Origin of the sequence: Paraburkholderia suaedae (assembly GCF_040812055.1) — a bacterium.
Classification (GTDB): Bacteria; Pseudomonadota; Gammaproteobacteria; order Burkholderiales; family Burkholderiaceae; genus Paraburkholderia.
Genome location: NZ_JBFOAH010000045.1, coordinates 24,698 through 35,769 on the forward strand (window position 1 = coordinate 24,698; position 11,072 = coordinate 35,769).

Below are 11,072 nucleotides of genomic sequence, written 5' to 3' on the forward strand. Positions count from 1 at the left end.
CCCGCAAGACTTCCATCTCGCGGGGCTTTTTTCAGGCTGAAACGTCTTGCAGCTTAGCGCGACATCATATTCATGCTGACGTTATGCATGACCCACAACGTGCCGCCGATGACGATCACGGCGGTCAGCGCCGTGAAGGCGAACGCCGTCACATTCCAGCGCTGCGCCGACGACGTGTTCATGTGCAGGAAGAACACCAGGTGCACGACGATCTGCACGAACGCGAGGCCGGCAATCGCAAATAGCGCGTCCTGCCCGGTCAACGTGCCCGTCATCACGAGGCCGAACGCCGCGACGGTCAGAATGACGGACAGCACGAAACCGGTCATATAGCTGCCGAAACTGCCGTGACTTTCACCCGAGTGTGCGTTATGGCTATGGTCCATTTAGATCACGCTCGCAAGGTAGACAAAGGTGAAGACGCCGATCCACACGACGTCCAGAAAGTGCCAGAAAAGGCTCAGGCACGTCAGGCGAATCATGTCGCGTTCGGTCAGCTCGCGATGACGCAGCACCTGAACGGCAAGCACCACCATCCAGATCAGCCCGCACGTGACGTGCAGACCGTGCGTGCCGACCAGCGTGAAGAACGACGACAGAAATGCGCTGCGGCTCGGGCCGGCCCCTTCGGCGATCAGGTGCGAGAACTCGCGCATTTCGAGCACGAGAAACGCCAAACCGAGCAGGAACGTCACGCCGAGCCAGAACAGCAGCACAGCTTTGCGGTTCTTGTGCGCCCCCAGCATTGCGAAGCCGTAGGTGATGCTGCTCAAGAGCAGCATCGTCGTTTCCAGCGCGACACCGGGAATCTCGAAGAGATCTTTGCCGCTCGGACCGCCCGCGAACTGATGCTGCATCACCGCGAACACCGCGAACAGCGACGCGAAGATGATGCAGTCGGTCATCAGGTACAGCCAGAAACCGAATACCGAGTGCGACGGCGGGTGATCCTCGTGGGCATCGTGATGATGCAAGGCGGCCGTAAGCGTGTTATGTGACGACATCAATCCACCTCCAACGCGACCTGAGCACCAGCGCGTTTTTCTTCGATCTGCGCGACAGTGGCAGCCGCGATGTAAAAGCCTTCGTTCTTCTGGAAGCTATAAACGATCACGGTGCCCACCGCGCCGACAATCCCGACAATCGCCAGCCACCAGATGTGCCAGACACCGGCAAAACCCAGCACCAGTGAGAACATCGCGGCAATCAGACCGGCCGACGTGTTCGACGGCATGTGAATGTCGCGATATATCGGCTTGTCTTGCGGTTCATTGCGCGCTTTCATATCGGCGAATGCGTCGAGCTTGCGGATCGTCGGGATGATCGCGAAGTTGTATGACGGCGGCGGTGAACTCGTGGCCCATTCCAGCGTGTGACCGTCCCACGGATCGCCCGAGAGATCGCGGTTTTCCGGCTTGTTGCGCTCGCGGATGCTAACCACCAGTTGCAACACCTGGCAAGCAATACCGATGGCAATCAGAACTGCGCCGAACCACGCGAACACCAGCCACGGATGCCACGCCGGGTTGTCATAGTGATTCAGACGACGCGTCATGCCCATGAAGCCCAGCACGTACAGCGGCGCGAACGCGAGCCAGAAGCCGATCTGCCAGAACCAGAACGCGGCCTTGCCCAACCGTTCGTTCAGCTTGAAGCCGAACGCCTTCGGGAACCAGTAGTTGAAGCCCGCCAGATAACCGAACAGCACGCCACCAATGATCACGTTATGGAAGTGCGCGATGAGGAACAGGCTGTTGTGCAGCACGAAGTCAGCGCCAGGAATCGCCATCATTACGCCGGTCATGCCGCCGATCGTGAAGGTGATCATGAAGCCGAGGGTCCACAGAATAGGCGTCGTGAAAGTCAGGCGGCCCTTGTAGATCGTAAATAGCCAGTTGAACACTTTCACGCCGGTCGGAATTGCAATCACCATCGTCGCAATACCGAAGAACGCATTGACGTCCGCGCCCGAACCCATCGTGAAAAAGTGATGCAGCCACACGAGGAACGACAGCACCATGATCGCGCAAGTCGCCCACACCATCGTCTTGTAGCCGAACAGCGGCTTTTTGGCGAAGGTCGCCACGACTTCCGAGAAAATACCGAACGCCGGCAGGATCAGGATGTAGACCTCGGGGTGACCCCATGCCCAGATCAGGTTCAGGTACATCATCGCATTGCCGCCGGCGTCGTTCGTGAAGAAGTGCATGCCGAGGTAGCGGTCGAGGCCCAGCAGCGCAAGTGTAACGGTCAGGATCGGGAACGACGCCATGATGAGTACGTTCGTGCACAGCGCGGTCCACGTGAACACCGGCATCTTCATGAACGTCATGCCCGGCGCGCGCATCTTCACGATGGTCGCGAAGAAGTTCACGCCGGTCAGCAAGGTGCCGATGCCGGAAAGCTGCAAGCTCCACAGGTAATAGTCGACCCCCACACCCGGACTGAACTGCAGTTCGGACAGCGGCGGATAGGCTAGCCAGCCGGTTTGCGCAAATTCACCGATCACCAGCGAGATGTTGATCAGAATCGCGCTGACCGCGGTCATCCAGAAACTCAACGAGTTGATGAACGGAAAGGCGACGTCGCGTGCGCCGATCTGCAACGGCACGATAATGTTCATCAGGCCGATCATGAACGCCATCGCCATGAAGAAGATCATGATGACGCCGTGCGCCGTGAAGATCTGGTCGTAATGGTGCGGCGGCAGATAGCCCGGCGCGTTATACGACAGCGCAAGCTGGGTACGCATCATGATCGCGTCCGCAAAGCCGCGGAACAGCATGATGAGCGCAACCACGATGTACATCACGCCAAGCTTCTTGTGGTCGACCGAGGTAAGCCATTCGGTCCACAGATAGCGCCACTTGCCGAAATAGGTGATGAGACCCAGGACTGCCGCACCGCCGATGGCGATCATCACGGCCGTCACCATGATGATCGGCTCGTGGTACGGAATCGAGTCTAGTGAAAGTTTTCCGAACATGGGTTATCCCTTCGGCCCACAGTTAGCGTCCTTCATGTTGTCGAGGACGTTACCGTTGTTATATCGGGCAATGATGTTGTGAAAGAGCTTGGGATCGGCTGAGGAAAAGTAGCGCACCGGATCTTTCTCGCTCGGCGCGGACAACGCGTGGTAGTGGTTCATGTCCAGGCGCTCAGACGACGCGCGCACTTTCGCAACCCATGCGTTGAACTCCTCCGGCGACGTAGCCAGCGCGCGGAACTTCATGTCCGAGAAGCCCTTGCCGCTGAAGTTCGCCGCAGTGCCGGCGTAGTTGCCGGCCTGGTCCGCAATCAGATGCAGGCGCGTTTGCATGCCTGCCATTGCGTAGATCTGGCCGCCGAGTTGCGGAATGAAGAACGAGTTCATCACCGTGTCGGACGTGATCAGGAAGTTCACCGGCGTTCCGACCGGGAACGCGAGCTGGTTCACCGACGCAATGCCGAGGTCCGGATAGATGAATAGCCACTTCCAGTCCAGCGCCACGACTTCGACGTTGATCGGCTTGACCTGCGACTCGAGCGGACGGTACGGATCGAGTTCATGCGTGCTCTTCCACGTCAACACGGCGAGGAACAGAATGATCAGCGTGGGGATCGTCCAGATGGCGATTTCAATACCGGTGGAATGCACCCAGCCCGGACGGTATTCGGCGCTCCTGTTCGACGCGCGATAACGCCACGCGAACAGCAACGTCAGCGCAATCACCGGGACGACGACAATCAGCATGGCCCATACAGACGTGGCAATCAGATTGCGTTCGGCGAGTCCGACACTCCCCTTCGGATTCAGGATATCGAGTTTGCTGCAACCCGAGAGCAACAACACGAGGACGGTGGACACGAAACTCGACGACCCTCGCAGAGTCTTTCCTTTCATAGCCATTGCCTCTTCTTTACGACTTCGATGAACCTCATTCGACCGCTCTCCATTGATAAGCGCTCGCATAATAGGGGCGCGTCGAGTGGCAATAAACCCTCGATTCAGCAACGATCTATTGCGCGGCATCACCGTGCGACACGTTGCCGCGCAAATGCGTGCAAGCGCGGGTTTCGATACCTGATTGCAAAGCACTGAAAAGTTGATCTGCGACAAAAGAGGCTTGAAAAAAGCGCTGAAACACCGCGTCGCCGGGATGGTCGAACCGTGCTCGAGCCGCCCAAGCGATCGATGTGGATCCGAACGACGGGCGAAAGAAGCAACATGCGCGAGTCGCGCATGTTGCAATCGCGTCACACCCGGCGTCACATGTTGCCTGCTCAGCTCGGCGTGTGGGCAGCGGTCGGGACCGGTGCGGGCGCCGCTGCCTGGAGATGCTCGCGCTCAGTGGGCACTGAGTCGTCCGCGGGGCGAGCCGAGCGCTGAGATTGCGCGAGCAGCGTCCCGACCGACGGATCGATCGCATCGGTGAAGGGCTTCGGATCGAGACCGATGGCCAGCACCAGCAAGGCCATCGCGCCGAGCAGCACGAACTCGCGCTTGCCGAGGTCCTGCAGTTTCGCGACGCGCGCATTGGCGATCGCGCCGAAGATCGCGCGCTTGTACATCCACAGCGTGTAGGCCGCGCTCAGGATCAATGTGGTAGCGGCGATTGCGCCAATCCAGAAGTTAAAGCGGATCGCCCCCATCAGCACCATGAACTCGCCGACGAAACCCGACGTCCCCGGCAGACCGATATTGGCCATTGAAAACAGCATCACGAACGCGGCGAAGCGAGGCATCGTGTTGGCGACGCCGCCGTACTCGGCGATCGATGCTGTCTTCGTGCGGTCGTAGAGCATGCCCGTGCACAGCAGCATCGCGCCGGACACCACGCCGTACGACAGCATCTGCACGACCGCGCCGGCCTGGCCGATGCGATTGAAGACGAACAGGCCGAGCGTCACGAGGCCCATGTGCGCCACGGTCGAATACGCGAGCAGACGGCGCATGTCGGTCTGCACCAGCGCGAGCAGGCTCGAGTAGATCACCGCGATCAGCGAGAGCGTGATCATCATCGGCGCGAACAGGTGGCTCGCCTGCGGTGCGATCGGCAACGCGAAGCGCAGCAGACCGTAGCCGCCGAGCTTCAGCATGCCGATCATCACGGCCGCGCCGGTCGGGCCGTCCAGGTGAACATCCGGCAGCCAGGTGTGCAGCGGCCACATCGGTACCTTCACGCCGAATGCAGCAAGAAATCCGAGGAAGATCAGTACCTGCGGCACCGTGCCGAGCTGCGTTTCACGCCACAGCGCGAGGTCGAAGCTGTGCGTCTGGCTGTACAGATACAGCATCGACATCAGCATCATCAGCGAGCCGAGGAACGAGACGAAGAAGAATTTCACTGCCGCGTACGAGCGGTTCGAATTCCCCCAGGTACCGATCAGCAGGTAGAGCGGAATCAGCGTCGCTTCGAATGAGATGAAGAACAGCATGCCGTCGAGCGACATGAAGACGCCCTGCATGAAGCCCGACAACATCAGGAACGCGCCGAAGTACTGCGCGGTGCGCTGAGTAATCGATTCCCACGACGCAACGACGATGATGATCGTGGTGAGCGCGGTCAGCGCGACCAGCCACAGCGAAATTCCGTCCACGCCGAGGTGCCATCCGATATCGAACGTGGGTGACCAGCGCACGTTCTCGACGAATTGCATGGTCGTGACGTCGTCGCGGAAATGGGCGGCGAGCGGAATCACCGGCAGAAAACCTGCAACGGCGCCGGCCAGCGCGAGCCAACGCGTGCGACCGCGCGCCGCGTCGGATCCGGCTCGCAGGACGACCAGTCCCGCGACAATCGGGATCCAGATGAGAAGACTGAGAAGAGGCAATGGCATGTGCGCTGTGGAAAACATTGGGTGCAAAACGCCACGTCAATGCCTTCGTGAATGAAAGCATCGAAATGGACTTGTAGGCTATTTCGCTCGAATCGACGGGGCCGCGGCACTATCGCCTACACGTTTACCCGCAATCGAGTGACGAAGGGTGGGAGGTTACCAAGATTGCGGGACTTTTGCATCGCAACAATGCTGCGAAGCGCGTCGCAATGCGTTGTTGCAACGGATAGCGCTTGCCGGATTCGTAAAAATGTGCGTGTGCACAAAGCGGTGACGCGCTGCGTGGATGTCGGTAAGCCGCATGCAGACCTGCGCGGAAGCAGGCACACTTTCCTGTCTGCCGGGCAATGCCCTATCCGGCCAGATTTCGTGGATACCGCATGACGCTTCGTGATCAAACTTCCGTTCCCGCGCTCGAATGCCGCCGATTGAGCAAACAGTACGGCGTGGGCCGTATCGTGCTGGCGAACCTCGACTTCACCCTCGCGCCGCGCGAATTCGTCGCGATCATGGGCGACTCGGGTGTCGGCAAATCGACGCTGCTCAATGTGATCGCCGGCCTGGACAGCGCGGACAGCGGCGAGGTGATCATCGACGGCAATGTCGTCACGCGCCTTGACGACAATGCGGCCACCCGCCTGCGCCGCCGCGCGCTCGGCTTCGTGTTCCAGGCCTTTCACGTGCTGCCTCACCTGACGCTCGCGCAGAACGTGGCGCTGCCACTGCTGCTCAACCATCTACCCACGTCCGGCGCGCTCGACATGCTCGCGGCAGTCGGCTTGAGCGGCCGCGGCGACGACTTTCCGCGGCAACTCTCCGGCGGCGAACTGCAGCGCGTCGCGATTGCGCGGGCGCTCGTGCATCGCCCCACACTGATTCTCGCGGACGAACCCACGGGCAATCTCGATCCGGACACCGCTCACGACGTACTCGGCCTGTTTCGCGCGCAAAGCAAGGCGACCGGCGCGGCCACGATCATGGTGACGCACTCGGAAGCGGCGGCGGCCGTCGCGGACCGTGTCCTGATCCTGAGCGACGGCGGCTTGCATGCTGTGTCCGGCGAATCCGCGAGACACTGCGCGCGCGACCCTTCGTCTGTCTCGGGCGGCTCGCCCGCACGCTCAACCGATGACGCCCGCTGATCTCCGTCCCCTGACGCGCATACGGGGACACCGCGTTCTCGCACGCTGGCTGCTGGGCGCCGAATGGCGCAGCCATCGCGGACGCGCACTGGTTGCCATTGCGACGATTGCGCTCGGCGTCGCGCTCGGTTACGCGGTGCAGTTGATCAACAGCGCGGCCTTCAACGAATTCTCGGCGGCCGCCCGCAGTCTTTCCGGCGAAGCGGATCTGCAGGTACGCGGCGCGCAGCCGTGGTTCGACGAGTCGATCTATCCGCGTCTGTCGAGCGAACCGGGCGTTGTGCTGGCTAGCCCCGTGCTCGCAGTCGATGCCGCGGTGCCGGGTCGCAGCGCCGCCCTGCCGGTGCTCGGCATCGACGTGTTCAAGGCGAGCCGGATTGCGCCGGATCTCATCGGCGTGCCGGCGCCGGACCGGCCCTTCGATACGCTCGCGTCCGATACGGTGTTCCTCTCCTCGGCCGCGCAGCAATGGCTGAGCGTCAAACCTGGCGACCACATCGCGCTGCAAAGCGGCACTGCGATCGTGCGCTTGCGCGTGGCGGGCGGTCTCGTGAGGACCCGTCCGGGTCAGCGGCTAGCCGTCATGGATATCGCTGCGGCTCAGTGGAGATTCGGCAAGCTGGGCATGCTCTCGCGCGTCGATCTGCAGCTCGCGCGCGGCGTCGATCGGGAACGCTTCAGGCGTGATCTGCAGGCGCGGCTCGGCAATCAGTGGGTCATCGCGGGAGCGCGCGATGCCGAAAGCCGCACGGATCGACTGTCGCGCGCCTACCGGATCAACATGAACGTGCTTGCGCTGGTGGCGCTTTTCACCGGCGCATTTCTGGTGTTTTCGACGCAGGCGCTGGGCGTCGTGCGGCGCCGCGCGCAGTTCGCCTTGCTGCGCGTGCTCGGCGTGACGCGCGGCCAACTGCTGCGGCAGGTCCTGCTGGAAGGCGCGCTGCTCGGTCTGCTCGGCTCCCTCGGCGGACTCGCGCTCGGCTATGCGATGGCAAGCGGCGCGCTGCGCTTTTTCGGCAGCGATCTCGGCGGCGGGTATTTCCCCGGCGTGCAGCCGCAGGTGGGCTTCGAACCGGTGGCCAGCGTGCTCTTTCTGATGCTCGGCATTGCGGTTTCGGTCTTGGGCAGTGTGGTACCCGCGCTGGAAGCGGCGCGCGCAAGGCCCGCAGCTGCGCTCAAGGCGGGAGCCGAAGAAGGCGCACTGAGCCGGCTCGCCACGCCGTGGCCCGCTTTGCTGTGCCTGTTGGGCGCCGCCATTCTTACGCAGATGCCGCCATGGTTCGACGCGCCGATCGGCGGCTATCTCGCGGTCGCATTGCTGCTGATCGGCGGGATCGCGCTGATGCCGCGCGTGAGCGCGATGACATTCGGCACAGCGAGCCGCGCGTTTGCCACGCGGTCTCGCGCGGGCGCCGCCGGCATTTTGGCAATGGCGCGTCTCGCGAATGCGCCAGGGCACGCAGCGATTGCCATGGGCGGCGTGTTGTCGAGCTTCGCGCTGATCGTCGCGATGGCAATCATGGTGGCCAGCTTTCGCGTGTCCGTCCAGGAGTGGCTTGTCCATCTGCTATCGGCCGATCTGTACGTTCGGGCGGCGCCCAGCGGCGACACCGGCGGCCTGCGGCCGGACGAGCAGGCGCTGCTTGCCGCCGTGCCCGGCATCAAGACCGCCGCATTTGGCCGCACTTCGCGTGTCACGCTCGATCCTGCGCGGCCGGACGTCGCCGTGCTCGCGCGCGAAATCGACGCTGACGATCCGGGCGCGACCCTGCAGATGACCGGTGCAATTTTGCCGTCGTCCCAACTTCGGGCAGGGGAGACACCTGTTTGGGTATCCGAAGCAATGGTCGATCTGTATGGGTACCGGCTTGGCCAGCGGGTGCATTTGCCACTGGGCGAGAGCGGTCATGTGTTCGTCGTGGCCGGCGTGTGGCGCGATTACGTGCGCCAAAGCGGCGCAATCCAGATGCGGCTCGCCGATTACCGGCGCCTCACCGCCGATACCAGCGCGACCGATGTCGCCGTGACCGTGCAGCCAGGCACGCCCGTTGAACCCGTGATGGCCGGGTTGCGCGCGCTGCCGTTCGGCGCATCGCTGGAGCTGTCGCAGCCTGGCGAGATTCGCACGCGCACGCTCGTGATCTTTGATCGAAGCTTTGCGGTCACTTATCTTCTCGAGGCGGTTGCCATCGTGATCGGTCTGTTCGGCGTGGCGGCAACGTTTTCCGCGCAGGCGCTCGCGCGGGCTCGCGAGTTCGGGATGTTGCGGCACGTCGGTGTGACCCGCGTCCAGGTGCTCGCAATTCTTGCGCTGGAGGGCGGCATGCTCACGGCTTGCGGCATTGCGATGGGCTTTGTGCTTGGATTTGCGATCAGCCTGATCCTGGTGTTCGTCGTCAATCCGCAGTCGTTTCATTGGAGCATGTCGCTGCATGTGCCATGGAGCGTGCTGGCGAGCGTCGCGCTGATCATGCTCGCTTCATCGTGCTCGACTGCGGTGATCGCGGGACGCAGTGCGGTATCCGTGGATGCGGTGCGCGCGGTCAAGGAGGATTGGTGATGCAATGGATGTCGCGCGATTTGGCGATGGGGCTCACAGCTGTAGGGGCGACGCGCCCAGATGCGGCCGTCACATTACGCGTGGCTTTGCGCGGAGTGGGGCCTCGCACTGCCGTTGCAGCGCGCCGGATAACTGGCCCTTGCGTTAAGCTGATGTCGCCCATCATCTCGCGGGGAGAAGTCGCCCTAACGCAATGCTCCTGCGCGGGCGCAGCGAGTCTGAGGCAATTGCGCCCTCGTCTTCGCAACCTGTTTTGCGCCGGCATGCTCGCTGTGTCGTCTACGTTCGCCGTGGCCGCGGACTTTGCCGCTGTCACACCGGACCATCCAATCGCGCTGCCGCGGGACAGCGGCGCGCATCCGGGTTTTCGCACCGAATGGTGGTACGCGACAGGCTGGCTGACGACACCGGACAATCAGCCGCTCGGTTTTCAGATCACGTTTTTCCGATCGGCAACGGGCCACGAGGCCGCCGATCGCAGCGCTTTTGCGCCTTCGCAGCTGATCATTGCGCATGCGGCATTGAGCGATCCGGCTCTCGGACATCTTGCCCACGATCAGCACATTGCCCGTCAAGGCTTCGGACTCGCCTACGCGCAGCCGGGCAATACCGACGTTAAGCTCGACGCCTGGAAAATCGTTTGTGCAGCGGACGGGCACTACGACGTCAATGTCGACGCCAACGGCTTCTCGCTACATCTCGCATTGATGCCGACCCAAGCGCCATTGATCCAGGGAGAACGCGGCTATTCTCGCAAAGGTCCGCGGCCGGAAGAGGCGAGCTACTACTACAGTGAACCGCATTTGCGCGTGACCGGCAGTGTGGTGCGTCCCGAAGCGGCGGGAAGTTCATCGCACGCTAATACGACGGTAAGCGGAATGGCATGGCTGGATCACGAGTGGTCGAGCGCGTTGCTCGACGCCAATGCCGTCGGATGGGATTGGCTCGGCACCAACCTCGATGACGGTTCAGCGTTGATGGCATTCAAGGTGCGCGGCAGCGATGGGCACGCGATCTGGGCACATGCGGCCCTCCGCGATCCAACTGGTCATGTGACGACGTTCGGCCCCGATCAGGTCGAATTTACGCCGGTTCGCAGCTGGCGCTCGCCGCGCACCAACGCGACGTACCCGGTGTCGATGAACGTTAAAGCCGGCACGCTGACATGGCGGCTCAATCCGTTGATGGACGATCAGGAACTCGATTCGAGGCAATCGACCGGTGCAGTGTATTGGGAAGGCGCGGTGAGGGTGAGTCGCGACGGCGCCTCGGCGGGCCGCGGCTATCTTGAACTGACCGGCTACGCCAATGCACTGCGGATCGGCAAGCAGTGATGTACTCGCGGCTGACGGGCTGGGGCTTGTCCGCGATCCATCACCGGACCGCTTCGCCAGAGGGGGTCCCAAACGCAGAAACCCCACCTTTTCGGGGTGGGGTTTCTGTTCACTGCTGGGGAGCCTGACGATTACCTACTTTCACACGGGCAATCCGCACTATCATCGGCGTGGAGTCGTTTCACGGTCCTGTTCGGGATGGGAAGGGGTGGGACC

8 protein-coding genes and 1 rRNA gene are annotated in these 11,072 nt (G+C 62.2%); 3 read left to right on the forward strand and 6 right to left on the reverse strand.

All coding sequences use genetic code 11. The features are described 5' to 3' along the window. Nucleotides 1-53 precede the first annotated feature (53 nt). The 5 genes from cyoD to ABQJ48_RS34730 all read right to left on the reverse strand — a co-directional run bounded on the left by cyoD (nt 54) and on the right by ABQJ48_RS34730 (nt 5,820). Nucleotides 54-386 carry a cytochrome o ubiquinol oxidase subunit IV gene (gene cyoD / locus ABQJ48_RS34710; protein WP_367842433.1) on the reverse strand — a complete coding sequence of 111 codons (333 nt, stop codon included), beginning with the start codon at nt 384-386 and terminating at the stop codon, nt 54-56. Next, nucleotides 387-1,004: a cytochrome o ubiquinol oxidase subunit III gene (gene cyoC, locus ABQJ48_RS34715; protein WP_367842434.1), complete on the reverse strand. Its 618-nt coding sequence runs from the start codon at nt 1,002-1,004 to the stop codon at nt 387-389. Next, nucleotides 1,004-2,986: a cytochrome o ubiquinol oxidase subunit I gene (gene cyoB / locus ABQJ48_RS34720; RefSeq protein ID WP_367842435.1), complete on the reverse strand. Its 1,983-nt coding sequence runs from the start codon at nt 2,984-2,986 to the stop codon at nt 1,004-1,006. Before cyoB ends, cyoC begins: the two co-directional genes overlap by 1 nt. Nucleotides 2,987-2,989: 3 nt before the next feature. Then, complete coding sequence (gene cyoA, locus ABQJ48_RS34725; protein WP_367842436.1) at nt 2,990-3,883, reverse strand: ubiquinol oxidase subunit II; 894 nt, start codon at nt 3,881-3,883, stop codon at nt 2,990-2,992. Nucleotides 3,884-4,263: 380 nt separating this feature from the next. Next, nucleotides 4,264-5,820 carry an NADH-quinone oxidoreductase subunit M gene (locus ABQJ48_RS34730; RefSeq protein WP_367842437.1) on the reverse strand — a complete coding sequence of 519 codons (1,557 nt, stop codon included), beginning with the start codon at nt 5,818-5,820 and terminating at the stop codon, nt 4,264-4,266. 380 nt (nt 5,821-6,200) lie between these two features. Between ABQJ48_RS34730 and ABQJ48_RS34735 the strand changes: the two genes are divergently transcribed. From ABQJ48_RS34735 to ABQJ48_RS34745, 3 genes are all read left to right on the forward strand, one after another. Next, on the forward strand, nt 6,201-6,962 hold the full coding sequence (locus tag ABQJ48_RS34735; RefSeq protein ID WP_367842438.1) for an ABC transporter ATP-binding protein: 762 nt from the start codon (nt 6,201-6,203) through the stop codon (nt 6,960-6,962). Further along, nucleotides 6,949-9,522, forward strand: a complete 2,574-nt coding sequence (locus ABQJ48_RS34740; protein WP_367842439.1) for an FtsX-like permease family protein — start codon at nt 6,949-6,951, stop codon at nt 9,520-9,522. Before ABQJ48_RS34735 ends, ABQJ48_RS34740 begins: the two co-directional genes overlap by 14 nt. Nucleotides 9,523-9,785: 263 nt before the next feature. After that, nucleotides 9,786-10,856 carry a lipocalin-like domain-containing protein gene (locus ABQJ48_RS34745; protein WP_367842440.1) on the forward strand — a complete coding sequence of 357 codons (1,071 nt, stop codon included), beginning with the start codon at nt 9,786-9,788 and terminating at the stop codon, nt 10,854-10,856. Between the two features lie 122 nt (nt 10,857-10,978). On the opposite strand, the gene rrf is transcribed toward ABQJ48_RS34745, so the two are convergent. Further along, nucleotides 10,979-11,072 (reverse strand): 5S ribosomal RNA (gene rrf / locus ABQJ48_RS37960); the annotation flags it as partial.

What these genes read in the sequence shown, in the direction of transcription:
- ABQJ48_RS34735 (WP_367842438.1), top strand. Translation starts at nt 6,201, where the DNA reads ATGACGCTTCGTGATCAAACTTCCGTTCCCGCGCTCGAATGCCGCCGA.
- ABQJ48_RS34745 (WP_367842440.1), top strand. Translation starts at nt 9,786, where the DNA reads ATGCTCGCTGTGTCGTCTACGTTCGCCGTGGCCGCGGACTTTGCCGCT.
- ABQJ48_RS34730 (WP_367842437.1), bottom strand. Translation starts at nt 5,820, where the DNA reads ATGCCATTGCCTCTTCTCAGTCTTCTCATCTGGATCCCGATTGTCGCG.
- cyoD (WP_367842433.1), bottom strand. Translation starts at nt 386, where the DNA reads ATGGACCATAGCCATAACGCACACTCGGGTGAAAGTCACGGCAGTTTC.
- cyoB (WP_367842435.1), bottom strand. Translation starts at nt 2,986, where the DNA reads ATGTTCGGAAAACTTTCACTAGACTCGATTCCGTACCACGAGCCGATC.
- cyoC (WP_367842434.1), bottom strand. Translation starts at nt 1,004, where the DNA reads ATGTCGTCACATAACACGCTTACGGCCGCCTTGCATCATCACGATGCC.
- cyoA (WP_367842436.1), bottom strand. Translation starts at nt 3,883, where the DNA reads ATGAAAGGAAAGACTCTGCGAGGGTCGTCGAGTTTCGTGTCCACCGTC.
- ABQJ48_RS34740 (WP_367842439.1), top strand. Translation starts at nt 6,949, where the DNA reads ATGACGCCCGCTGATCTCCGTCCCCTGACGCGCATACGGGGACACCGC.